This is a genomic window from Streptomyces sp. NPDC001002, from assembly GCF_053599215.1.
The window spans coordinates 129,753-153,559 of sequence record NZ_JBSFLV010000007.1 but is presented as its reverse complement, the minus strand read 5'-3'; the positions used below and the strand labels follow the sequence as shown (position 1 = coordinate 153,559).

Below are 23,807 nucleotides of genomic sequence, written 5' to 3'. Positions count from 1 at the left end.
TCACGCGATCGGGCAGCGGGAGGCGGTGAGGGCGTGACGGCGGCCGGTTGGATACAGGTGCCGGTCGGCGACGACGCGGCACGGTGGGCGACGCGGGGGCACGGACATCCGGTGCTCCTGGTCGTCCACAACGTGACCGCCGCGACCCGCCTCCTCGACGTCCTCCCCCTCTTCCACGACGACTTCAGAGTGCAGTTGCTGGTGACCTCCCCCGGTTCGTCGGCATTCCGGGCGGGGCTCACCGAGTTGCTGGCGGACGCCCAAGTGACCGTGCTGCCCTGGGAACAGGCGATCGCGACGCCGGTCGCACTCGCACTGTCTGCGAGCTTCGGCGGTCAACTCTCGTCAATATCAGGTGTATTGGCGGTATTGTCCCACGGTGTCGGATACACTAAGAGGCTGCGGACACCCGACACCCGACACCCGACACCCGACACCCGACACCCGACACCCGACACCCGACACCCGACACCCGACACCCGACACCCGACGGCAGTCGGCGGGCAAGAAGGGTCGGACCCGGTCTTCGGGATGTCGCCGGAGTGGCTGCTCGACGAGGACGGGAAACCGGTCGCGGACGCGCTGGTCCTGTCACACCCCGAGCAGTACGAGCGACTGCGCGCCGTCTGCCCGCAGGCCGCACCCACGGCCGTACTCGCCGGGGACCCCTGCTGGGACCGCATGCTGGCGGCCCGCCCCTACCGCGACCGCTACCGCCGGGCCCTGGGCGTCGGCGAAGGTCGACGCCTCGTCGTCCTGACCTCCACCTGGAACCCTCAGTCGCTCTTCGGCGACGGCGGCGATGACGTACTGCCGTCCCTGCTGCCCCGGTTGACCTCGGAGTTCCCGGCCGACGAGTACCGGTTCGCGGCCGTCCTGCACCCCAACGTCTGGCACGGTCACGGACCCGGCCAGATCCGCGCCTGGCTCGACCGGGCGCGGCGCGCGGGGCTGGCCCTGATCGACCCGCTGGAGGGCTGGCGCCAGGCGCTGCTCGCCGCGGACCTCGTGATCGGCGACCACGGTTCCGTCACGTACTACGCCGCCGGACTCGGCACACCGGTCCTGCTGGGCGCGGCTCCCCTGTCCGGTCTCGATCCGAGGGCCCCGGTCCACGCGTTCGTGCGCACGGCACCACGCCTCGACCCGTCGCTGCCGTTGCGCCCGCAGGTCGACGCCCTGATCGAGGACCGGGGCAACGAGAGCCAACCTCCGCGCCACCACGCCGAGTTGATCAGTTCGCTGCCCGGCGAGTCGGCAACCCGGCTCCGTCGTCTCTTCTACGACCTCATCGGCATCCCCGAACCCGACGCCCCCGCCCGCCTGGAACCACTCCCCCTGCCGCCCTACGAACCCGCGACCCACACCGTTCCGCTGCTGGTGCTGACCCGCCTGCTCGACTCCGGCGAGGTCTCCGTCACCCGGTACGCCGGCCCGCACCCGGCACCGCACACCGACGGCGAGGCACACATCGCCGTCCACGAGGACACCCGCGAGACGGACCAACTCGCTTTGGCCGACGTCGTGTTCAGGTACGGAACCCCGGACGACCCGCGCTTCGGATCCCCGGCCCACTGGACGACCGAGATCCTCGACCGGCACCCGCACTGCGCCCTCGCCGCGTACGTCGACTCCGCCCGCTCCTGCGTGCTCCGCACCCGAGCGGGCACGCTGCTGCGCTTGGCCGCCGACCCGGACACGGACGCAAAGGCCGAAGCCGGTACCGGTGTCGATCCGGCTGCGTACGCCTCCGCCCTGCACGCCTGGCTCGCCGGGGGCAAGTCAGCGGAGGAACTGCTCGATCAGGGGCTGTCGGTCCGCGTCGGCCGCGTGACCCACCGCGTCACCGTCACTCGCTGCTGACGCACCGCTCCCGCAACACCCGCAACACGGCCACCTGGTACTCCGCGTTCTCCCGCCCGAGTGCCGCCATCGCCTCGTCGATCAGCGGCAGTGCGAGATCCGACGCGCCGCCTTCGAGGTGGGTCTGGGCGAGGTCGGTGAGGGTGCGGGCGGTGTTGTAGGCCTCGCCGGTGGCGCGGAAGAAGCGCAGAGCGTCCTCCAGGCGTTCCACCGCCTCCGCCCGGCGGCCGAGCCCTCGCAGGGCGCGTCCGCGGTGGCGCTCCAACAGGGCGCGGGCGCGCGGGAGATCGGCGGCGCCTTCGTCGCGGGGGCCGATGCAGTCGAGGATTGCGTACGCCTCGTCGAAGCAGTCGTACGCCTCGGTGAACCGCCACTGCCGGAGCCTGAGCAGGCCGAGGAACTCGACGGCGGAAGCGTGGCCGCGTACGTGTCCGGCGGCTTGTTCGTCCCGTGCGGCGGCGAGGGCCTCGGGTTCGGCCTCGTCCCAGCGGCGCAACTCGGTGAGGGTGTGGGCGAGTTGGGCGTGCAGGGCGCCGGCTGTGCGGCTGCCGGGGAAGTGGTCGTCGGCGGTGCGCGCGCCGGCCCGGAGGGCGGGGAGCAGGATGTCGTGGTGGCCGGCCTTGAGTTGGAGCGGCCACAGGGCCTGGCAGGTGAGGACGACGGTGTCCTGGTCGCCGAAGTCCCGCGCCGCGTACACCGCTTCGACGAGCGAGGGCGCTTCGGCGGCGAGGGCCGCCACGGCGGTGCCCCGGTCCGGGTAGTGGAGCGGGGAGTCGGCGGCGGGGACGCGCCAGCTCTCCGGCAGTGCCGCGCGGGCCGCGCCGACGGCCAGGTCGCGGTAGCCCGCGACGACGCGGGTGACAGCGGCGGAGCAGGCCGCGATGCCGTCGACGGCGGCGGCCGTGCGCTCGGCGTGGGCTCGGACGGCCGGCCGGTAGCGGTAGCGGCCGGGGGTGGTGCGTTCGAGGAGCAGCGCGTCGGCGAGCTCTTCCAGGAGCGCGGCAGCCTCGGCCGCCTCGACGTCTGTGGCACGAGCGGCGGCGGCCGTGTCGAGGGCGGGCCAGTCGCGCAGACCGGCCAGGCGGTAGAGGCGGGCCGCGGTGGGGGTGAGCAGGCGGTACGAGTCCTCGGCCGCGGCGGTGACCGGGTCGGCCGCCGGCCCGGTGGCGGTACCCGTCTGTGCGGGCGGCGAGGTCAGGTGGAGTGCGGCGGCGCGCAGGGCGTACGGGGAGCCGGCGCAGCGGTCGAGCACCGCGGGCAGGGTGGCGCGGGCCGCGCCGATCGCCGGTTTGCCGACGAGTTCGGTGAGCAGGCGCACGGCATCCCGCCGGGCGAGTGGGCCGACCGGGATGCGCAGTGCGTCCAGGCCTGTGAGGGGCTGTCGGGCGACGACGATAGTGAAGACGTCCGGCGTCGAGGTGAGCAGCGGCTGGACCTGGGCGGCGGACCGGGCGTGGTCGAGGACGAGGAGCAGTCGCCGGTCGGTGAGACAGCGGCGGAAGAGGTCGGCGCGGTCGGCCTCGGCCGGTGGGATCTCCTCGTCCGGCAGTCCGAGTCCGCGCAGCAGGGTGCCGAGGACGGCTTCGGGCGCTCGGGCACGCAGGTCGGCGTAGAGCTGGCCGTCGGGGAAGCGGGCGCTCTGCCGCCAGCCCCAGTGGACGGCGAGGGTGCTGGTGCCGATGCCCTCCGGGCCGTGCAGCAGGGCCAGCCGGGGGCGGCCCTCGAAGGCCCGGACGGCCTCCTTGTCCAGGAGTTTCAGGGCCTGTTGGCGGTCCGTGAAGAGACGCGGGGCCGTGGGCAGCGAGGGGCGGTGCGCACTCGGTCCGGTACCCGGGGTACGTACCCCTTGTGCGAACTGCGCCCAGGCGCGGGCGAGTTGCGGATCGTCGTGCACGCGTGTGTGCACCAGCCGGGCGACGTCGTCCAGTTGAGCGGGGGTCGTGGGGGCGACCACTTCGCGTCCGGCGATGCGGCGGACCAGTCCGCCTGCCGACTCCCAGGCCCAGCGCCCCGCTTCGTTCGCCATGCCCGATCCGACGGCGCCGAGCACCGCGCCGATGGCGCCCATCGAGACAGGATCCACCATGCCGCGCACTCCCCCGTCCGCCCTTGACGTCGCTCGCAGTGGATCAACCCTAGCGGCAGGACGGTTCGTTGACGGAGTATCACGAGCCTTGTGGGTGAGTGCCCTTGAACCTGACACCGGATCTCATGAACGCGGCGCTTCCGTCGCCGCCGCGTCCAGCAGCGGCGCGAGTTCCCCGGCCACGGTCGTCAGCGCCCGGGTGTCGCGCTCGGCGCGGGCGATCAGGAGGGCGCCCTCAAGGGTGCTGATCATGAGGGTGGCGAGGGGCTCGGCGCGGCCTGTGGGCACGCCCATGTCCGTCAGGGCGCCGGCCACCGGAGCGGTCCAGGTGGCGAAGGCGCCGGCCGCGGCCTCGCGGGTCGACTCGGTGGCGTGGGCGCAGTCGACCGTCGCCGCGGCGACCGGGCAGCCGGTGAGGAGACCGGCCGTCTCGTACTCGTCGGTCCACTGGCGCACCATCGCCGCGAAGAGTCCACCGGGCGTCGGCTCGGGCATCCCCGCCATGAAGCGGGCCACGCGCCGGCCCGCGTACCGGCCCGCCCAGGCCACCGCCTCGTTGACCAGCTGTTCCTTGCCGCCCGGGAAGTAGTGCTGGAGCGAACCGCGCGGCGCCCCGGCGTGGACGGCGACGTCCCGCATGCCGGTCGCGCCGACGCCCTGCCGCCGGATGAGCTGGGCCGCGCTGAAGACCATCCGCTCCCGCGGACCCCGTTCGGACCCCGACTTCGCCATGGCCGACCTCCTCGTTCCACGACCACCCTATGACCGTCGTCATAGCGCGGGCTACCATGACGGTCGTCATAGGCGTCAGCTCAGGGACAGGTGGTGGATCGTGCAGAGCGACCAGGTCGACCTTGGCGATGATGCCGACGGTGCCCAGGGGGTCGACCGTCCGGTCCGCGTCGGCTTCCTCGGCCTCGGGGTCATGGGCCGGCCCATGGCCCTGCGCCTGGCCCGCGCCGGAACGCCCCTCACCGTCTGGAACCGCACGGACGCCCGGACCGAACCGCTGCGCGCGGCCGGAGCCTCCGTGGCGGCCGACCCCGCCGAGGTGTTCGCGCGGGCGGACGTCGTGATCGTGATGCTGGCCGACGAGTTCGCGATCGATGCCGTACTCGGCCGCGGCGCCCCGGAGTTCGCGGCGCGGGTCGCCGGGCGCGTGGTCGTCCACATGGGCACGACCTCGCCGGAGTACTCGCAGGCGCTGGAGGACGACATCCGCGCGGCGGACGGGAGTTACGTCGAGGCGCCCGTCTCCGGCTCCCGAGTCCCGGCGGAGAACGGCCAGTTGGTCGCGATGCTGGCCGGCGAGGAGTCCGCCGTGGGGGCCGTACGGCCGCTGCTCGCCCCCATGTGCCACGGCACCTTCGTCTGCGGGCCCGCGCCCAACGCCCTGCTGATGAAGCTCGCGGTGAACCTGTTCCTGATCACCCAGGTCACCGGCCTCACCGAGGCCTTCCACTTCGCCGAACGCCAGGGCCTGGACCGCCGGTTGTTCCTGGACGTCCTGGACGCGGGCCCGATGGCCAGTGCCGTCTCCCGGATGAAGGCGCCCAAGCTGCTGGAGCGCGACTTCGCCGTGCAGGCGGCGGCCTTGGACGTCCTGACGAACAACCGGCTCATCGCCGAGGCCGCACGCAAGACAGGGCTGGCCTCGCCGTTGCTCGACGTCTGCCACGCCCTCTTCGGGGAGACGGTGTCGCTCGGGTACGGCGGCGAGGACATGGTGGCCGTCCTGCGCGCGATCGAGGCCCGCACGCAGGAAGGGTCACAGGGGTAGATCTCCCCCTGCCGCACCAACTCCGCATCCGTCAGCCGCGGTTGGCTCCCGCCGGGATCCCGTACGCCCGCTCCACCCGCACCCGCAGCACCAGCCGCCGGTCACGGACCATCGCGGCCCGGTAGTCGTCCCAGTCCGGGTGTTCGCCTTGGACGTCCCGGTAGAGGCGGATCAGTTCCTCGACCGTGTCGTCGTGCGGGTCCTTGGCGACGGGGGTGAGGTCCGCGGTGCCCTCGGCGACGGTGTAGGCCCAGTGGTCGGGGCTGGAGACGTGGTAGGACACCCGCGGGTCCCGGCGCGCGTTACTGGTCTTGGCGCGGTCGTCGGTGACCGAGATCCGGATGATCCGTTCGTCCGGGTAGTAGTGGTGGCTGACGTTCGACAACTGGGGCCGACCGTCGCGTTTGAGGGTGACCAGCACCCCGCCGCGGCCGTCGGAGAGCAGTTCGAGCAGCGCGTCCTGAGCCGATGTGTCCTGAGTCATATCCCCGTCAACTCGCACCATAGGTCTCCACATTCCCGAGCCAAGGACTCACGCCATCACTCGGTAGACACTGTCTACGACCACCTGGTAGACAGTGTCTATGCCTTTGAGGGAAGTGGAAGAAGCGGAGTCCGGGCTGCGAGCCCGGCTGGTCGATGCCGGTGTGGAGCTGGTCGCCCAGGAGGGCGTGCAGGCACTGACCCTGCGCGAGATCGCGCGCCGGGCGGGCGTCTCGCACGGGGCGCCGCGCCGCTACTTCCCGACCCACCTTGAGCTGCTCTCCGCCATCGCGCGCCGCGGCTTCACCGAGCTGGCGGAGCGGGCGTCGGCAGCGGTCGCCGATGACAACGGACGCCGGGACGGGGACGGATCGGCGTCCGCACGGGCGCAGTTGGCGGCGCTGGCAGGGGCGTACCTGGAGTTCGCGCGGGACAGCCGTGGCATGTACGAGCTGATGTTCCGTCATGATTTGCTGGAGAGCGGCCACTTGGGACTGCGGGACACCAGCCTGCCGCTCTTCGGCCGGTTGGTGGAGCTGGTCGGCGCCGCCCGTCCCGGCGTGGACGCCCGGCTGGTCGCGGGCGCCCTGTGGGCGAACCTGCACGGCATCGCCCAGCTGTGGAACTGGGGCAGCCTCCAACTCGCCACCGGAGCGGAGGACTTCGCGCCCTTGCTGCGCGCGGTGCTCGACGCGCACCTCGGGAGCGGCGAGTGAAGCCGCGCCGGACACTGACACTGGCGAGCAGCGTGGCCGGGGCCGCCGTCGTCGCCCTGGACGGCACGGTCCTCGGCGTGGCACGGCCGACCCTGCAACGCGATCTGCACGCCTCCTTCGCCGAGGTCCAGTGGACCAGCACGGCGTATCTCATCGCGGTGGCGAGCCTGTTGGTGTTCTCGGGGCGGCTCGGCGACCGGTACGGGCATCAACGCACCTTCGCCATAGGCATGCTGGGTTTCGGAGTGACGTCCGCCGGCATCGGACTCGCGCCCGGCGTCGGCTGGGTGATCGGACTGCGTGCCGTCCAGGGCGTGTTCGGGGCGCTGCTGCAACCGGCGACGCTCGGCATCCTGCGGACCGCGTACCCGCCCGACCGGCTGCGGATGCCGATCGCGATCCGGACCAGCGCGATCGGGCTCGCGGCGGCGGCCGGTCCGGTCCTGGGCGGGGCGCTGGTGGCCGGCCCCGGCTGGCGAGCCGCCTTCTACCTCAACGTCGTACCGACCCTCGCCTTCGGCACCCTCGCGCTCACCACGCGCACCAGCGCGGAGCGGACGCGCCCCACCCTCACCGCACACACCAGCCCCGGACAGACGCACCCCGCCCTCACCGACGTACCCACCGACACAGCGCAGCCGCGCCCATCACACCTCGACGCTCCCAACTCCCGCCTCCCCGGCCGCAAGACGACCGACCCCCACCCCTCCCCCACAACCCCCCTCAACCTCCCCGGCGCCCTCCTCCTGGCCCTCGCCCTCGCCGCCCTGGTCCAAGGCCTCGTCGCACTGTCGGACGGCGCACCGATCGCCATGAGCGCGGTCGCCTTCACCGTGGCCGGAGTCGCCGGTGCCGTCTTTCTCCGCCACGAACGCCGCACAACAAGCCCGTTGATACCGACGGACGTCATCCGCGCGCCCGGCATCCGCCCCGCCCTCGGTGTCCTCGTGGCCGCGTCCGCCGCGCTGAACGGCACGGTGTTCGTCGCCGCCTTCCTGCTGCAGGACGACCTCGGGCTCACCGCGTTCCGCACGGCCCTGCTCAGCCTGCCGCTCGCCGTGGCGATGATCCTCGCGGCACCCGGCTGCGCGCTGTTGCTGCGCCGGGTGGGCACCCGGCGTACGACGGTCGCGGCGATGGTCGTACTCGCCGCCGGGATCCTGCTGCTGTCGCGGGCGACCGGCACGCTCGCGATCTGCACGGCGTTCGCGCTCCTCGGCGCCGGGTTCGGCACGGTGATGGTGGCGATCACGCATGTCGTCGTCCGGCAGGCCCCCGTGAAGTCGGCCGGTGTGGCGGGCGGTCTCAAGCAGACCGCGATGAACATCGGGCCAACGCTGGGGGTGGCCGTCGCGACCACTCTGACGGGGCTCGGCGGTGGCCTCGGACCCGCTCTGCTGGTGCTCACCGGCGTCGCCGGGGCGGGTGTGGTGGCCGCACTCGCATTGCCAAAAGGTTTCTTCTCGGCGATCAATCCCGGACAACAAGGGGACCGGGCCCCCGTTCCTGCGCGAACATGAGGTCTGAGGGCGCTCCCGCGGGGTATGCGGGACCGCGCCTCGACGAACGTATTCGGAGGAGAGCGATGGCACAGCTGCGACAAGAGGTCGACCCGGGAGAGGTAGGGCTGGACGCGAAGGCGCTCGACCGCCTCGACCAGTACCTCGCCCACTACGTCGACGAGGGCCGGCTGCCGGGCTACCTGGTGTCCGTGGCCCGTGGCGGACGCATCGCCCACCTCACCACCCACGGCCGGCGCGACATCGCGGCCGGACTGCCGGTCGAGGCCGACACGTTGTGGCGGATCTACTCCATGACCAAGCCGGTCACCGCGGTCGCCGCGCTGATGCTGGTGGAGGAGGGCAAGCTGTCGCTCGACGACCCGGTCGCCCGTCATCTCCCCGTCTTCGCCGACGTCGAGGTGTACGACAGCGGGTCCGGGGACGACATCAAGACCCGGCCGCCGGCCCAACCCATGCTGATCCGGCACCTGTTGACCCACACCGCGGGCCTGACCTTCGCCTTCTACCACTCGCATCCGGTCGACGCCCTCTACCGCGAGGCGGGTCTGGAGTCGTCGGTGCCGGCGGGCGCCGACCTGCCGCGGACCATAGAGGTGTACGCGAGCCTGCCGTTGCAGTTCGAACCGGGCACGCAGTGGAACTACTCGGTCGCCAGCAATGTCATGGGCCGGGTCATCGAGGTGGTCTCCGGGCAGCCGCTGGACGCCTTCTTCGCCGAGCGGATCTTCGGTCCCCTCGGCATGACCGACGCCGGTTTCTGCGTCACGGACCAACAGGCGCCCAGGCTCTCGGAGTTGTACGGCGAGGCCGACGGCGGCGGGATCGAGCCGATCGCCGGTCTGCCGCTGCACGGCCGGCCCCGCTTCCTGTCCGGCAGCGGCGGCATGGTCGCCTCGGCGCACGACGTGCACCGCTTCATGGAGGTGCTGCGCAGACGCGGCGAACTCGACGGGGTGCGCCTGCTCGCCCCCGAGACGGTGGACCTGATGACAAGGAACCATCTCCCCGGCGGCGCCGACCTGCGCGCCTTCGGCAGCCACCCGGCCCACGACGAACCCGGCAACGACGGCCTCGGCTTCGGATTCGGCGTCTCGGTGGTGATCGACCCGGACCGCACCCTGGCACCCCTCGGACTCGGCACCTACGGCTGGAGCGGGGCCGCCACCACGACGTTCTGGGTCGACCCGGACCGCGATCTCACCGTGCAGTTCTACACGCAGGTGCGGCCGAAGACCTCGCACACGATGATCCTCGACCTGAAGAAGTTCGTGCACGAGGCCGCCACCGCCGACTGAGCCGGGGCCTGCGCTGCCGCTCATCAGCTGCTGATCTCGTCGGCTATTCGTCGACGCGCAGGGTGAAGTCCACTCCCTCACCGGCCAGTTCGCCCAGCCACTGGTCCGACCGGGCCGCCGTCTCGGCGGCGCGGTTCAGGCCGGCCGGCAGGGTGCCGTCCAGAATGTGCCGCACTCCGAGGGCGAGGGGGCGGGAGACACAGCGGGCCATGGCGCTCTCCTCCGCGTCACCCACCAGGTCGAGCACATAACTGCCCGACCAGGTACGCCCCTCCGCGCCCCGCACATCGAGCGAGACAGCGAGGACGACCCGGTCGCGGTCCGCGTCCGTGGTCGGGTAGCGGGCCGCCAACTCCCGTGCCAGGGCCGCGATCCGCTCGTCGTCCCCGCCCTTGAGCTCCTCGAAGACCTCGTCCCAGGCGGTCAGCCAGCCCTCCAGACGCAGCGTCCCGCGCACGAAGGACCGCGCCTCCCAACTCGCCGGCAGCCCGTACTGCTCGACGAAGGGCACGCTGTCCCGGTTGGGGTAGACCTCGAACTCCTCCCCGTCGAGCAGGTGCCGCCGGGTGACCTCCCAGGGCCGCTCGGCGACGGTCTCGCTCCCGCCCTCGATGTAACGGGCGGGCGAGCGCAGCGCGTTGAGGACCCCGGCGGGCGCCCAGCTGAAGCGGTACCTGAAGTCGTTCGGCACGGCGGGGATCCCACCGCAGTAGGAGGTGAAGGCGTACGAGGCTGTCGTGCTCTCGCCGATCGCCTCCCTGGCGCGGGCGACCAGGCTGTGCGCGAAGAGGTGGTCGATGCCCGGGTCGAGCCCGGCCTCGGTGAGGACGACCAGACCGGCCTTCGCCGCCTCGGGGACCTGTTCCAGGACGGCGTCGGAGACATAGCTGGAGCAGGCGAAGTGCGCCTGGGCCCCGACGCAGGCGACGAGGATGCCCGCGTGCTCCGGTGCGGGCAGCATCGATACAACGGTGTCGCCGGGGGCGAGTTCGGCGGTGAGCGTGGGGAGCGTGTAGGCGCGGGGTTCGGCGCGGCCGGTGAGGCCGAGCCGGTCGAGGGCCTCGGCGGCCCGCTCCTCGGTGCGGTGCCACAGGATGACCCGCTCGGCCGTGTCGCAGAGGCGGGCGAGACCGCTGCCCGTGGACAGGCCCGCGCCGACCCAGTGCACGGTGCCACTTGCCGGAACCCGGTCAGACATGACGGAACTCCCCTTCCTGAATGCCCAGTTCACGGCCCGCCTGGTGGAAGCGGTCCAACGCGCGTCCCCATGGTCCGCCCGCGCCGAACTCCAGGAGCTGCGGCAGCAGGGCCGCGGAGAAGTCGGTGCTGGACTCCAGCGGCAGCAGGGAGGGCAGGTTGTCGATGGCGATGAGTTCCAGCGGGGGTTCCTCGCGCAGCCTGCGGACCGGGTCTGTCCACTCGGTGGTGCGGTCGTAGACCGGCAGGACGTTCAGGGGCGAGCCGACGTCGACGGTGACGTCGCACAGGGTGCGCAGGCGGCGGCCGGGGTCGTCGAGGTCCGCCTCGCGCAGGAAGGGCGGGACCGGGGTGGTGGCGAGGACCGCGTTCACCATCACGTCGTGGGCGAGCAGGGCCGCGCGGTCCAGGTCGCGGGTCTCGGCGAGGTCCCAGGCGGTGGGCTCGACGCCGGCCGTGGAGAAAGCGACGCGCGCGCCCCGGCCGCTGCGACCCAGGGCGCCGACCACCAGGGCGGTGAACTCCGCGTCCCCGGCGGCGGGTCGCAGGGTCTCGTCCAACTCCGCCTTGGAGGTGGGCGTCAGGGGCGCCTTGAGCCTGCCTCGGTGCTGAAGCGTGGCCAGGGCGGCGCCCAGGTAGCCGGCCCAGAAGCCGAAGGCCGCGAGCCGTCGGCCGTCCTCGTCGACGAGGTACTCCAGGTCGAAGAGGCCACCGCCGCCGGTGGCGAAGCGCCGCAACAGGGCCTCGGCGCCCGGCTGTCGCTTGTAGGCATGGCCGAAGAAGATGTGCCGATGGCTCAACTCGGCCGGTTCGTCCGGGAGTTCCTTGAGGCCGATGACGACGACGTCCGTCGGCGCCGAGACCCACGATCCCGTGGGCGCGATCCGGCAGCCGGCCGCCTCGTACTCCTCGATCGGGAAGATCCGCTGGGGTGACTCCTCCACGGTCAGCGTCGCTCCGGCGGCGAGCAGCCGGCGGGCGTCGGCCGGCACGATCGGCGTGCGTCGTTCGGTGCCGCGGTCCTCGTGGCGCAGCCACAGGTGGAGTTCGGTCATACGAGGTTGGCCTCCGGGCGCGGGGCGTCGGCCGCGAACCGGCCGGCGCTCAGGGGACGGACGTCCACGAAGGGTACGCGGCCCAGGTACAGGTCGCGGACGACCTCGCCGACGGCGGGTCCCTGCAGGAAGCCGTGGCCGGAGAACCCGGTCGCGTAAAGGAAGCGGGAGACCGAAGTCGCCTCGCCGATCAGGGCGTTGTGGTCCGGGGTGATCTCGTACAGGCCCGCCCAGCCGCCGGTGCGGCGCAGGTCGAGCAGGGCGGGTGCCCGGCGCTCCATGGCCGCGTAAAGGGCGGGGATCCAGCGGTCATGGGTGTCGGTGGCGAAGCCGGGCCGTTCGTCGGGGTCGGACATACCGAGCAGCAGGCCGGGGCCCTCGGAGTGGAAGTAGAGGCTGCTGGTGAAGTCGATCGTCATGGGAAGGTCCGGCGGCAGGTCCGGGACCGGTTCGGTGACGGCGATCTGGCGGCGCAGCGGCTGTACGGGCAGGTCGACGCCGACCATCGCGCCCACGGCCCTCGACCAGGGTCCGGCCGTGCAGATCACCGTGTCGGTGGCGATGCGGCCGAGGGTGGTCGAGACGGCGGTGATGCGGTCGCCGTGCAGTTCGATGCCGGTGACCGCGGTGTGCCGCAGGATGCGGGCGCCGTGGGCGCGGGCGGCGGAGGCGTAGCCCTGGACGACGGCCTCGGGGGTGCAGTGGCCGTCGTCCGGCGAGAAGGCGGCGGCGAGCAGGCCGTCGGTGGTGATCAGCGGGGAGAGCCGCTGGGCCTCCTTCGGGGTGATCATGCGGCTGGGCACCCCGAGGGAGTTCTGCAGCCGGACGCCCGCCTCGAAGGAGGCGACCTCCTCGGGCGTCGACAGCAGGAAGAGGTAGCCGACCCGGTGCAGCCCGATGTCGTGCCCGGTCTCCGCCTCGAACCGCCCGAACGCCTCCAGACTGCGCGCGCCGAGCTGGATGTTGAGCTCGTCCGAGAACTGCGCCCGCACTCCGCCGGCGGCCTTCGAGGTGGATCCGGAGGCGAGTTCGTCGCGTTCGACGAGGACGACGTCCTGCACACCGGCGGCGGCGAGGTGGTAGGCGACGCTCGCGCCCATCACTCCGCCGCCGATCACGACGGCACTGGCCTGTGTCTTCACGGGCGAGCCTCCAGAGGGTCGTCGGGGTCGGTCACCCCTTCTTCCTGTCCGGGCCCCCGCGCCGGTATTCAGGACAGGTGGGCCACCGCGTCCAGGTGGGGCAGGATGTGGTCGAGCCGCTCCCGCTTGGTGCGCAGGTAGGTGATGTTGCTCTCGCACGGCGGGATCAGCAGCGGGACCGTCTCGGCCACGTCGATGCCGTGTGCGAGCAACGACTCGCGCTTGCGCGGGTTGTTGGAGAGCAGGCGGACGGAGTTCACGCCCAGGTCGTGCAGGATGTCGGCGGCGACACCGTAGTCGCGGGCGTCCACCGGCAGTCCGAGCGCGAGGTTCGCCTCGACCGTGTCCAGTCCCTCGGCCTGCAGGGCCATCGCGCGCAACTTGCCGAGCAGACCTATGCCGCGGCCCTCGTGGCCCCTGAGGTAGACGACGATGCCGCTGCCTTCGGCGACCACGGCGCGCAGCGCGGAGGCGAGTTGGTCGCCGCACTCGCAGTGCTGGGAGCCGAAGGCGTCACCGGTGAGGCACTCGGAGTGCAGCCGGACAAGAACACGTTCGGCGCCTATGTCGCCGTGTACAAGGGCCACTTGCTCGTCACCGCGGTCGTGATCCATGTAACCGATCGCGCGAAATTGCCCGTACACGGTGGGCAGCGGCGCATTCACGATACGTTCCACGCCCGTGCGCTGCGGTGACTTCTTGCCGAGTACGCCGACTTTATCTGTCATGATTCTGATTCCTAAACAGAGACGAAAGGCCGTGAAGAAATGAGTGGTTCGGGCGCGCATGCGGCGGCATACGGTCTGGTGCCGACGGACACTACGGATGACGTACGGACCAGGGCGGCGGGTGTCTCAACGCAGGTGGCCGTCCTTCCCGTGGGCAGCTTCGAGCAGCACGGTCCCTACCTTCCGCTGGCGACCGACACATTGGTCGCCTGTGCCGTGGCCCGCGAGATCGCGGCGGCGTACCCGGTGCACCTCCTTCCTCCGGTGACGGTCGCCTGCTCGCACGAGCACGCGGCCTGGCCCGGGACCGTCAGCATCTCCTCGACCACCCTGCACGCGGTGGTGAGCGACATCGCGGCCTCGCTCCGCCGCTCCGGTGTCGAGGCCCTGGTGGTGGTCAACGGGCACGGCGGGAACTACGTGCTGGGCAACGTCGTCCAGGAATCCTCCGCCCGCGGCGAGCGGATGGCGCTGTTCCCGGCCGTGGAGGACTGGGACGAGGCGCTGCGGCGGGCGGGCGTGGCCACCTCGCCGCTGACCGACATGCATGCGGGAGAAATCGAGACCTCCATCCTTCTGCACACTCACCCCGAATTCCTTCGACCCGGTTACGAGACCTCCGATTTCGTTGCCGACGACCGACGTCATCTGCTCACCCTCGGTATGTCCGGCTATACTGATTCGGGTGTCATCGGACGCCCCTCGCTGGGCTCCGCGGAAAAGGGGAAGGAACTCCTCGCGAGCCTCGCGGATTCCTTCGGCGCGTATTTCTCGCTGCTCACCTCGGCGGACGGGCGCGGGTAGTCGGCGGCGGGGTCCGGGACCGTGGGGGGTGTCCCGGAACCCGCGCGCAGGCCGGTGTACCAGCGCGCGACGAGCACGGCGAGGCCCGGCAGAGCGGCTACGAAGCTGAGGACGCCGTAGATGACGGAGACGGCGAGTCCGGTGCTGGCGCCGAGGCCCGCGGCGCTGAACGCCCAGGCGGTGGCGCCTTCGCGGGGGCCGAAGCCGCCGACGTTCAGCGGGAGCCCCATGACGACCAGCGCGAGCACGGCGATCGGCAGCAGGGCGGCGACGGAGGCGTCGGATCCGGCGACCTCGGCGGCGAGCACGAACATCGCGATGTGGCCGGCCAGGATGAGCACGGAGGAGACGACGACGCCCGGTGCGTTGCGGCGGGACAGCAGTGCCTCGCGGGCCTCGGCGAGCGTGGCGCGCACGGCCCGGCCGCGGCGGGAGGGGGTGGCGGAGGGCGCGCGGTTCATCCGCAGGGCGAGGACGACGGCGAGCGCGCCGACCAGGGCCAGCCCGACCAGGGGCACGAAGTGCCGGGTCTCGGCGAGCACCGGGGACGGCATGGTCAGCAGGATCACTCCGCCGATCACCGTCAACGCGACCTGTCCCGCGGCCCGTTCGAGGACGACGGAGCGGACACCGCGGCCCATGTCGCCGGCGCTCTGCCCGTGCCGCACCGCGCGATGCACATCGCCCAGGACGCCGCCGGGCAGGGCCGCGTTCAGGAACAGTGAGCGGTAGTAGTCCGCGACGGCCGGACCGAGCGGGAGCGTGATCCGCAGTCCGCGGGCGACCAGTGCCCAGCGCCAGGCGCTGAGCACGGTCGTGGCCACGCCGATCGCGAGCGCGATGAGCAGCGTCGGCCCGTCGATGCGCCGCAGCCCGTCCAGGAACACCCCCGTGCCCAGCTTCCACAGCAGGGCGGCGAGGATGGCGACACCGGCGACGGTCCCGAAGTGGGTCCGCACGGCACGGGAGTTGACCCGCGCCACCGCCCGCCGCCACCAGGCCGGCCGCGCGGTCGCGTCGGTCCGGGCGGCGGTGACGATGACGCCGATACGGTCCTTGGAGACGGCGGCACCGGCGGGCGGGCCGGGCACGAGCCGGGGCCGGTCGGCCAGGGCCACGGCCCCGACGCGCTCGACCTGCGCGTTGCTCCGCACACGGGACATCTCGCCGCCCGGCACGCCCTTGCCGGTCCGTCGCTTGCGCTCGGTGGTCGGCTCGCGCCGGACCACGTGTGCCCGTACCGTCTCCACGCTCATGCCGCGCTCCCGGTCGGCCGGGACAGCGCCAGGAGGTCGCTGTGGTGGACCACGACGTGCAGCTCACCGGCCTCGCAGGCGGCCAGTCGGTCCTGCAGATACCGTTCTGCACGAGCGGCGAGATCGGGTCGCTGTTCGACGGCCGCACCGACCCAGCCGCGCAGCCACTGGGCCGTCAGCTGGGACTCCGCGGGGCCCAGGCGCCAGGCGCTGGAGTGCAGGCGTACCGTCGCGCCGCGTTCGGAGAACGCCTCGCAGGCCACCGTCACCGAGTCCGGACCGAGCAGTCCGTCCCGGCGCTGGTGGGCGTTGAACGCCTCGGCGATCTCCGCGTCCATCGGGTGGGACGGGGTGAGTTCGACGCGTCCGGCGACGGAGAGCGTGAGCAGGGCCGGGCAGCCGGCACCCGTGCAGGCGTCCGCGAGGGTCTCGATCTCCTCGCGGGTGAGGACGTCGAGGAGTGCGGAGGCCGTCACCAGGGAGGCACCGCGGAGGGCGTCCGGGGTGAGCCGGGCGACATCGCCGCGGCGGGTCTCGACGGTGACCCGGCTGCCGTCGGCGGCCGACCTCGGGGAGGCGACGGCCGCGAAGTGCAGCAGGTAGGGGTCGCGGTCGTGCAGGATCCAGTGCTGGGCCCCGTCGAGCCGGGGCGCAAGCCAGCGGCCCATGGAGCCGGTGCCGCAGCCGAGGTCGTGGATGACCAGCCCTGCCTTGCCCGGCAGGTTGGCGAGCCGGATGCGCAGCGGGTCGAGCAGGTCGTGGGCCCGCGCGTCGGCGTCCGCCGGCTCGCGCAGCTCCAGCCACTCGGGCGCGTAGCGCGGCGGCTCCTCGGGCCCGGTCTCCCGCAGCCGTACGGTGGCGCGCTCGCCGGGGCGGGAGCTGGGCCCGGCGCCGGGGATCACGGCACCCGGCTCCTGAGGTCCGGTCACCGCGTCGCTCACGTTCACCGGAACGGCTTGCGCCTCCTCGGTCACCACAGCGTTCATGTCCTGCATTCCGACACCCCGCTCCTGCCGCGCCGACCCTGCGATACGAGCCTCTCGGGGGCCGGGCTGGGCCGGAATCCTCCCGCTCGCCTGTGCCGTCCTGTTCATGCGGCCCTCCTGGGTTCGCTGGGAAGCCGGCCCAGTACTCCGGCGAGAGAGCGGGCGGTGGTCGCCCAGCCGTCCAGGGCGGCCCGCCGGCCCCTGGCAGCGGCCTTCAGCCGGCGTCGTACGTCGGCCTCACCGAACCAGCCGCGCAGTTCGACGGCGAGTGCGGCGGGGTCCTCCGGCGGGACGAGGATGCCGGGCACCCCGCCGTCGGGGGCGCGGCCGACCGCCTCGGGCAGTCCGCCGACGTCGGTGGCGAGCACCGGGATGCCGCGCGCGAGTGCTTCGGTGACCGCCATGCCGTAGGTCTCCGCGTAGGAGGTGAGGACCATGAGGTCGGCGGCGGCGTAGGTGGCGTCGAGTTCGGCGCCGGCCTGCGGTCCCGCGAGGTGGATGCGGTCCTGGAGGCCGTGCTCGGCGATCAGGGTGCGCAGCCGGGCGACGTACTCGGGGTCCTGGGCGAGCCCGCCGACGCAGACGCAGCTCCAGGGCAGGTCGGCCGCCGCGGCCAGGGCCTCGACCAGCCGGTGCTGCCCCTTGCGCGGGGTGACCGAGGCGACGCACAGCAGCCGCGAGACGCCGTCGGTGCCGGAGGCGAGGGGCGCGATGTCGGCGCCGGGGGCGGCGACATGGACGCGCTCGGGGGCCAGGCCGTGGTGGGAGACCAGGCGGCGCACCGCCCAGTCGCTGGTGGCGATCACCGCGGGGACGGCCCGCAGGACGTCACGTTCCTGGGCGTCCAGCTCGGCGGCGACCGCCGGGTCGAGCCCGCGCTCGTCGCCGAGCGGAAGGTGCACGAGGACGGCGAGCTGGAGCCGCTCCGTCTCGGGGATGACGATCTCGGGGACACCGCAGGCGACCAGGCCGTCCAGCAGGACGATCGAGTCGTCGGGCAGCTCCCGCAGCGTACGGGCGAGTTCGGCCCGGGCGCCGGCGTCGGGCCGGGGCCAGCCGCCGTCCACGGCGTGCTTGTGGACCTGCCAGCCGAAACCGGCCAGGTCCAGACTCACGCGCCGGTCATAGGCGTTGCCGCCGCTCGGCACGGCCGGGTCGTCGACACCGCCCGGCATCACGAAGTGCACGGAGCGCAAAGACATCGGCAGGATCTCTACGTTCTTCCTCGGGGCGGACTGCTGCAGCGGCACATAGCCGAGCCGCGCACGGTCCACGGTCGTGTCGGTCACAGGGCACGCTCGTAACTCGCCCACGCGATGTGCGACTCGTGCAGGGAGACGGCGATCGCGGCGATGCCCCGGGCGCCTTCGCCCAGCGCGCCCTTCTCGATCCGCTCGGCGAGCCGGTCGGCGATGACCTTGGCCAGGAACTCCGTCGAGGTGTTGATCCCGGCGAACTCGGGCTCGTTGTCGAGGTTTCTGTAGTTCAGCTCGCTGACGACGGCGCCGAGTTCCTGCGTGGCCAGACCGATGTCGACGACGATGTTGTCGTCGTCCAGCTGCTCGCGCCGGAATGTGGCGTCCACCAGGAACGTCGCTCCGTGCAGGCGCTGCGCGGGTCCGAAGACCTCACCGCGGAAGCTGTGGGCGATCATGATGTGATCGCGGACGGTGACACTGAACAACGGACGACCCTCCAGGTGCGGCACGTCTGGTCCCCCGGCCGTTGGCTGCCCGGGGATACCGTCTACTACGGCTCTTCGGTTCCCCCCGTTCAGCCCACTCTCACTCTTTTCTCAGGTCAGGGGTACCGGATCCGGTGACAGAGGGCCGGAATGACTCCCTCTGCCAGCTTCGGCAGCACCTCGGGCAGCTCTTCGAACGCGCTTTCCCCCGTGATGAGCGCGTCGAGCGCCGGGTCGGCGAGCAGGTCGAGTGCGAGGGCGAGCCGGTCGGCGTAGCTGCGGCTCGCGCGGGCCGGGGAGACGGTGCCGACCTGGCTGGCGCGGATGGTCAACCGGCGGGAGTGGAAGGCCTCGCCGAGCGGGAGGCTCACACTCCGGTCGCCGTACCAGCTCAGCTCCACGACGGTGCCTTCGGCGGCGAGCAGTTCCAGTGAGCGGGCCAGGCCCTGTTCGGTGGCGCTGGCGTGCACGACGAGGTCGCGGTCGCCGAGTGCGTCGGCGGGCAGGGCGAAGTCGACGCCGAGTGCCTTTGCGATCTCTGCGCGCGCCGGGTCGGCGTCGACCAGTTGCACGCGTACGCCCGGGAACCTGGCGAGCAGGGCGGCCACCGAGCAGCCGACCATGCCGCCGCCGACCACGGCGATCCGGTCGCCGATCATGGGGCTCGCGTCCCAGAGGGCGTTGACGGCGGTCTCGACGGTGCCGGCGAGGATGGCGCGTTCGGCGGGCACGGTCTCCGGTACGACGGTGACGGCGGTGGCGGGGACGACGTACCGCGTCTGGTGGGGATACAGACAGAACACCGTGCGCCCCACGAGTTCCTCGGGCCCCTCCTCCACCACGCCCACGTTCAGGTAGCCGTACTTCACGGGAGCGGGGAAGTCGCCCTCCTGGAAGGGGGCCCGCATCACCGCGTGCTGGCTCTCGGGGACGCCGCCGCGGAAGACCAGGGTCTCGGTGCCGCGGCTGACTCCGGAGTAGAGCGAACGCACCAGAACCTCACCTACCGCGGGTTCGGGCAGGTCCACGTCCCGCAGCTCTCCTTGACCCGGACGGCTGAGCCAGAACGCACGGCCGATGCGGTTCATCCGGCCTCCTCCTGAACGATCGGGAAGTGGTGCACGTACCGAGGTGTGCACAGGCCGCGCACAGTACGCGGCGTTGATCCACTTGTCACTTGGCCGGAGGGTATGCGGTGGCCCTGAACAACACATACGACGCAAGGCTGGTCCAGCAGGAGACCGCTGTGGGAGCGGGTCTGCAGATCCTGTTGCTGGTGTTGCTCGGTACGGCGATCGGCATGGGGCCGGCGGGCTGGCTGACCGGCCTCGTCTTCGCCGTCGCCACCTGGGCGGTGCTCTCGCGGGCACTGCATCGGAGCCGACCGCGGTCCTTCGGCCCGGCCAACCGGGTGACCCTCGGCCGGGCGACTCTGGTGGGCGGTGTGACCGCCCTGGTCGCGGACTCCTTCGAGAGCTCCCCGCCGGTCACACTCTTCGTCGGCCTCACGGCCGTCGCGCTGATCCTCGACGGTGTGGACGGCAAGGTCGCCCGCGCCACCAACACCTCGACCCCGCTGGGCGCGCGCTTCGACATGGAGGTCGACGCCTTCCTGATCCTGGTGCTCAGCATCTACGTCTCCATGAGCCTGGGCCCCTGGGTCATGCTGATCGGCGCCATGCGCTACGCCTTCGTCGCCGCGGCCCGCGTCTGGCCCTGGCTGAACGCCCCGCTCCCCCCGAGCACGGCCCGCAAGACGGTCGCCGCCCTCCAGGGCGTCTTCCTCCTGGTCGCGGCCTCGGGCTACCTCCCCTACACCCCGACCTTCGCGGTCACGGCCCTCGCCCTGGCCCTCCTCACCTGGTCCTTCGGCCGCGACATCATCTGGCTCCACCGCAACTCCCGCGTCCAGGACGGCGAGGTCGAGGAAATGCTGGAACTGGCGGCGGAGCGTGAGCCGGAGCGCGAGCGGGAGACGGTCAGCTCCTGAAGCGACGGCGGAGGCCGTCGGCCGGAAACTCGACATCCGACCGAGGCCACCCTCCACTCGAGACGCTCAGGCTCAGCGAGCGCCCCGAGCACGACCGACCTCGGCGGGGCACGACCGGGAACCCGGACGAGGTCCACGCCGACGGACAGCGAACCCGACAGGAGCCGCCGGCCCGACCCGACCGGAGGGCACGTCGGCCGCCGGACGGCGACAGCGACCGCTCCCTCACCTCCGCGGCAACACCCCGATCGCCGCAACCGGCACCACCGCCAACACCACCCACGGCACCGCCGGTGGCAACCCCGCGTCCAGGAGCAAGCCCGTCGCTGAGCTGCCTGCCAGGACGATGAGACCGGAGACCGAGGACAACGCCCCTGTGTAGAGGCCGAGTCGGTCGTCCTGGGCGAGGTCGGGGAGCCAGGACCGGGCGGCCGGGGCGATGAGCATCTGGCCGAGGGTGAGGAGGGCGACGAAGCCGGCGGCGGGGAGCAGTGCCGTTGGGCCGGTCGCGTCGGCGGGGCGGGCCGCGGCCACGAGGGCGAAGCCGGTCGCGATGAGGGACAGGCCCGTCGCCATGGATTTGCGCAGGGTCAGGCGCGTCGATGCCCAACCCGTGACGGGGAGTTGGGCCGTCACCACGAGCAGGGACGACAGCGCGAACAGCCAGGCCAGGGGCGCCTGTGAGCCCACAGCGCGTTCCACCTCGGCGGGCAGGGCGAGGTACAGCTGGTTGTAGGCGAGGAGATAGGCGCCGTAGGCACAACACAGCGCCAGGAAGCGGCGGTTGCGCAGGAGCAGGGGTAGGCCGCCCTTGAGGCGAGTCCGTGCGCGGCCGGGGATGTGCTGCGGCAACAGCCATGCGTGGCCCGCGAGTACGAGGACGAAGATCCCTGCACCCGCGAGGCATACGGCCCGGAAGTCCACCGCTAGCAACAGCGCGCCCAGCAACGGCCCGACGAAGGCACCCGCCTGTCCGGCGACCGTGAACAACGCGAGGACACGGGTACGGGAACCACCGCCCGTCTGCTCCAACAGCACCGCCTGCCGGGCTACTTCGGACTCCACGGCCGGCGAGAACAGGGCTGCTGCGAAGCCGATCAGCAGGACTGCCCCGACGACCGACCAGGTCTCCCCCGCGTACCCGAGCCACCCGCAACCGGCGATCCGCAGCACACACCCCGCCAGCACCACCGGCCGGATCCCGTACCGGTCCGCCAGCGCCCCGCCCACCACGAACAGCCCCTGCTGACTGAAGGTCCGCAGCCCGAGCACGAACCCGACCAGCCAGCCCGCCATCCCCATCGCCTGCCCCAGATGCTCCGACAGGAAGGGCAGCACGGCGAAGAAGCCGATGTTGAAGGCGAGTTGAGTGAGGATCAGGAGTCTCAGGAGGGGCGTGAGCCTGGCGCGGCTCTCCGCCTTCCGTAGTCCGACCGACGGCACCGTCACTCGGCGCCCACCAACTCCCTTGTCCGCGCCGGTTGTTCGACGATGGAAAGAATCGCTTTACGGCGTCGCGGCCACCGCACTCCCCCAGCCGCGCTCACCGCCAGCGCACCGAGGACGGCGAGTGCGGCGGCCGGTGCGAGGACGGCCCAGGGGGCGCGCTCGGCATAGGGCTGGTTCTCGGCGAGGAGGAGGCCCCACTCCGGGTCGGGCGGCTGGGCACCCAGGCCGAGGAAGGCGAGCGAGGCGAGCGCGAGGGCGATGCCCGGCAGGCGCAGCAGGGCGTGCCGGGTGACGGACGGCAGGACGGCGGGCAGCAGTTCGTGCCGGAGCAGATACCGGCGGTCCGCGCCGAGACCGCGGGTCGCGGTGATGTGCAGCGCGGCCCGTTCCTGCCGCAGCAGCGCCGAGGTGTGCGTGGCGAGCGGCGCCCAGGCCACGACTCCGACGGCGAGCGCGGGCGTACCGGCACCGCTCCCCGCGACAGCGGTGACGAGGAGCGCACCGAGGACCGGCGGCACGGCGTTGACGGTGTCGACGAGCGGCCCGGACAGCCGCGGCACGAGCCCGAGCAGTACGCCGGCGAGCAGGGCGACCGCGCCGATCGCGAGGGCGAGGAGCAGGGTGTCGAGGGCTCCGTGGGCGACCCGCGCGAGCACGTCCCGGCCGAGCGCGTCCGTGCCGAACGGGTGGGTCCAGGACGGGGGTTGGAGGCGCCGGCTCGTGTCGAGAGCGAGCGGGTCGCGAGGCAGGCCGAGCCCGACGACACCGAGCAGGACACCGGCGTAGAGAAGGGGCTGGACCGTGCGGGCGGGTGGGGTCGGGCGGTGCAGGGAGGGGAGGGTGCCGTCGTGCAGGGCGGGGCCGATCAGGAGGCGGGCGGCTAGCCGGGCCGCGCACGTGGAGGCGGCGGCGAGCAGGAGGAGGAGCAGGGTGCCGGCCTGGAGGACGGGGAGGTCCTGGGCGAGGGCGGCCTGGAGGGTGGTGCGGCCGAGGCCGGGGATGTCGAAGATCTGCTCCACCGCGACGGAGCCGCCGGTGATGCCGACCACGAACAGGCCCGCGTTGGGCAGGAGTCCGGGCAGACAGCGGCGTACGGCCTGCCACGCGATACGCCGGTTCGGGAGTCCGCGCGCGGCGGCGGCCAGCGCCCACGGTTCGGCGAAGGCACTGGGCAGCAGGTCGTCGAGGAGCCGTCCGAGCACGGCCCCGGCGGGCAGGCCTAGGGCGAGCGCGGGCAGCACGGTCCATTGGGGTCCGTACCAGCCGAGCGCGGGCAGCCAGCCCAACTGCACGCCGACGACGGTCGCGAGGACCGACGCGGTGAGGAACTCGGGCAGCGCGGCGAGGACGGCGGAACCGCCACCGGTCGAACGCCCCCTGCGCCCCCGCCGGTTGAGGGTGGGCGCACAGACCAGTCCGGCCGTGACGACCGCGACGGCGAGCGCGACCGCCATCAGCAGCAGGGACGCGCCGAGCGCCTGGAGCACGGCGGGCGCGACCTCGGTCCCGGAGATCCAGGACCGGCCCGCGTCCCCGCGCCACAGCCCGCCGACCCACCGCCCGAGGAGCACCAACGGGCCGTCCGCGAGGCCGAGTTGGGCCCGTATCGCGTCCAGCACCTCGGGCGTGGGGTCGCGGTCGGCCGAGCGCGCCTTGAGCACGGTGAGCGCGGGGTCGGTGCGCGCGAGCCAGGGCAGCAGACCGATCCCGCACACCAGCGCGGCCGCGAGACCGGCGCGCCACAGCAGCGCGATCACTCGGTGCCGCATC

Annotated in this window: 20 protein-coding genes and 1 pseudogene; 7 read left to right on the top strand and 14 right to left on the bottom strand. The window is 72.5% G+C overall.

Annotation, left to right across the window (positions count from 1 at the left end; all coding sequences use genetic code 11):
- Window positions 1-33 precede the first annotated feature (33 nt).
- Window positions 34-1,863 (top strand): hypothetical protein, encoded by a 1,830-nt coding sequence (locus ACWDR3_RS06235; protein WP_450351200.1) that lies wholly within the window; start codon window positions 34-36, stop codon window positions 1,861-1,863.
- Here the strand turns inward: ACWDR3_RS06235 and ACWDR3_RS06230 are convergent.
- Both ACWDR3_RS06230 and ACWDR3_RS06225 read right to left on the bottom strand, forming a co-directional pair.
- On the bottom strand, window positions 1,850-3,949 hold the full coding sequence (locus ACWDR3_RS06230) for a tetratricopeptide repeat protein (RefSeq protein ID WP_450351199.1): 2,100 nt from the start codon (window positions 3,947-3,949) through the stop codon (window positions 1,850-1,852). The genes ACWDR3_RS06235 and ACWDR3_RS06230 overlap by 14 nt on opposite strands.
- Before the next feature lie 123 nt (window positions 3,950-4,072).
- Window positions 4,073-4,681: a TetR/AcrR family transcriptional regulator gene (locus ACWDR3_RS06225; protein WP_450351197.1), complete on the bottom strand. Its 609-nt coding sequence runs from the start codon at window positions 4,679-4,681 to the stop codon at window positions 4,073-4,075.
- A 100-nt stretch (window positions 4,682-4,781) separates the two neighbouring features.
- Between ACWDR3_RS06225 and ACWDR3_RS06220 the strand changes: the two genes are divergently transcribed.
- Window positions 4,782-5,729, top strand: coding sequence for an NAD(P)-dependent oxidoreductase (locus ACWDR3_RS06220; protein WP_450351195.1), 948 nt, complete (start codon window positions 4,782-4,784; stop codon window positions 5,727-5,729).
- Between the two features lie 31 nt (window positions 5,730-5,760).
- Here ACWDR3_RS06220 and ACWDR3_RS06215 read toward each other — a convergent pair whose 3' ends face one another.
- Window positions 5,761-6,213: a PPOX class F420-dependent oxidoreductase gene (locus ACWDR3_RS06215; RefSeq protein ID WP_450351193.1), complete on the bottom strand. Its 453-nt coding sequence runs from the start codon at window positions 6,211-6,213 to the stop codon at window positions 5,761-5,763.
- Between the two features lie 100 nt (window positions 6,214-6,313).
- Here ACWDR3_RS06215 and ACWDR3_RS06210 point away from each other — a divergent pair, with 100 nt between their 5' ends.
- From ACWDR3_RS06210 to ACWDR3_RS06200, 3 genes are all read left to right on the top strand, one after another.
- Window positions 6,314-6,928 (top strand): TetR/AcrR family transcriptional regulator, encoded by a 615-nt coding sequence (locus tag ACWDR3_RS06210; protein WP_450351191.1) that lies wholly within the window; start codon window positions 6,314-6,316, stop codon window positions 6,926-6,928.
- Window positions 6,925-8,448: an MFS transporter gene (locus ACWDR3_RS06205; RefSeq protein ID WP_450351189.1), complete on the top strand. Its 1,524-nt coding sequence runs from the start codon at window positions 6,925-6,927 to the stop codon at window positions 8,446-8,448. Before ACWDR3_RS06210 ends, ACWDR3_RS06205 begins: the two co-directional genes overlap by 4 nt.
- Window positions 8,449-8,513: 65 nt before the next feature.
- Window positions 8,514-9,746, top strand: coding sequence for a serine hydrolase domain-containing protein (locus ACWDR3_RS06200; RefSeq protein ID WP_450351187.1), 1,233 nt, complete (start codon window positions 8,514-8,516; stop codon window positions 9,744-9,746).
- A gap of 43 nt (window positions 9,747-9,789) precedes the next feature.
- Here the strand turns inward: ACWDR3_RS06200 and ACWDR3_RS06195 are convergent, their stop codons facing one another.
- From ACWDR3_RS06195 to ribA, 4 genes are all read right to left on the bottom strand, one after another.
- Window positions 9,790-10,944: a saccharopine dehydrogenase family protein gene (locus ACWDR3_RS06195; protein WP_450351185.1), complete on the bottom strand. Its 1,155-nt coding sequence runs from the start codon at window positions 10,942-10,944 to the stop codon at window positions 9,790-9,792.
- Window positions 10,937-11,998, bottom strand: a complete 1,062-nt coding sequence (locus ACWDR3_RS06190; protein WP_450351184.1) for a saccharopine dehydrogenase — start codon at window positions 11,996-11,998, stop codon at window positions 10,937-10,939. Before ACWDR3_RS06190 ends, ACWDR3_RS06195 begins: the two co-directional genes overlap by 8 nt.
- The gene (locus tag ACWDR3_RS06185; protein ID WP_450351182.1) at window positions 11,995-13,140 is read right to left on the bottom strand and encodes an NAD(P)/FAD-dependent oxidoreductase; all 1,146 of its coding nucleotides are present in this window, start codon (window positions 13,138-13,140) and stop codon (window positions 11,995-11,997) included. Before ACWDR3_RS06185 ends, ACWDR3_RS06190 begins: the two co-directional genes overlap by 4 nt.
- A 68-nt stretch (window positions 13,141-13,208) precedes the next feature.
- The gene (gene ribA, locus ACWDR3_RS06180; protein ID WP_450351180.1) at window positions 13,209-13,868 is read right to left on the bottom strand and encodes a GTP cyclohydrolase II; all 660 of its coding nucleotides are present in this window, start codon (window positions 13,866-13,868) and stop codon (window positions 13,209-13,211) included.
- 39 nt (window positions 13,869-13,907) lie between these two features.
- On the opposite strand from ribA, the gene ACWDR3_RS06175 reads away from it, so the two are divergent.
- The gene (locus ACWDR3_RS06175) at window positions 13,908-14,672 is read left to right on the top strand and encodes a creatininase family protein (RefSeq protein ID WP_450351179.1); all 765 of its coding nucleotides are present in this window, start codon (window positions 13,908-13,910) and stop codon (window positions 14,670-14,672) included.
- Between the two features lie 143 nt (window positions 14,673-14,815).
- Here ACWDR3_RS06175 and ACWDR3_RS06170 read toward each other — a convergent pair.
- The 5 genes and pseudogenes from ACWDR3_RS06170 to ACWDR3_RS06150 form a co-directional block, all read right to left on the bottom strand.
- Window positions 14,816-15,835, bottom strand: a pseudogene (locus tag ACWDR3_RS06170) (lysylphosphatidylglycerol synthase transmembrane domain-containing protein); the annotation flags it as partial.
- 89 nt (window positions 15,836-15,924) lie between these two features.
- Window positions 15,925-17,022, bottom strand: a complete 1,098-nt coding sequence (locus tag ACWDR3_RS06165; protein WP_450351178.1) for a trans-aconitate methyltransferase — start codon at window positions 17,020-17,022, stop codon at window positions 15,925-15,927.
- Entirely contained in the window at window positions 17,019-18,203 is a 1,185-nt protein-coding gene (locus tag ACWDR3_RS06160) for a glycosyltransferase family 4 protein (RefSeq protein WP_450351177.1), read from the bottom strand. Before ACWDR3_RS06160 ends, ACWDR3_RS06165 begins: the two co-directional genes overlap by 4 nt.
- Window positions 18,200-18,598, bottom strand: a complete 399-nt coding sequence (locus tag ACWDR3_RS06155) for a 6-pyruvoyl trahydropterin synthase family protein (protein WP_450351176.1) — start codon at window positions 18,596-18,598, stop codon at window positions 18,200-18,202. The genes ACWDR3_RS06160 and ACWDR3_RS06155 overlap by 4 nt, the downstream gene beginning before the upstream one ends.
- Window positions 18,599-18,714: 116 nt before the next feature.
- Window positions 18,715-19,686, bottom strand: a complete 972-nt coding sequence (locus ACWDR3_RS06150) for a zinc-dependent alcohol dehydrogenase (RefSeq protein ID WP_450351175.1) — start codon at window positions 19,684-19,686, stop codon at window positions 18,715-18,717.
- A 107-nt stretch (window positions 19,687-19,793) separates the two neighbouring features.
- On the opposite strand from ACWDR3_RS06150, the gene ACWDR3_RS06145 reads away from it, so the two are divergent.
- Complete coding sequence (locus tag ACWDR3_RS06145) at window positions 19,794-20,588, top strand: CDP-alcohol phosphatidyltransferase family protein (RefSeq protein WP_450351227.1); 795 nt, start codon at window positions 19,794-19,796, stop codon at window positions 20,586-20,588.
- Window positions 20,589-20,813: 225 nt separating this feature from the next.
- Here the strand turns inward: ACWDR3_RS06145 and ACWDR3_RS06140 are convergent, their stop codons facing one another.
- Both ACWDR3_RS06140 and ACWDR3_RS06135 read right to left on the bottom strand, forming a co-directional pair.
- Window positions 20,814-22,037: an MDR family MFS transporter gene (locus ACWDR3_RS06140; protein WP_450351173.1), complete on the bottom strand. Its 1,224-nt coding sequence runs from the start codon at window positions 22,035-22,037 to the stop codon at window positions 20,814-20,816.
- Entirely contained in the window at window positions 22,034-23,806 is a 1,773-nt protein-coding gene (locus ACWDR3_RS06135; protein ID WP_450351171.1) for an ABC transporter permease subunit, read from the bottom strand. Before ACWDR3_RS06135 ends, ACWDR3_RS06140 begins: the two co-directional genes overlap by 4 nt.
- Window position 23,807 lies beyond the last annotated feature (1 nt).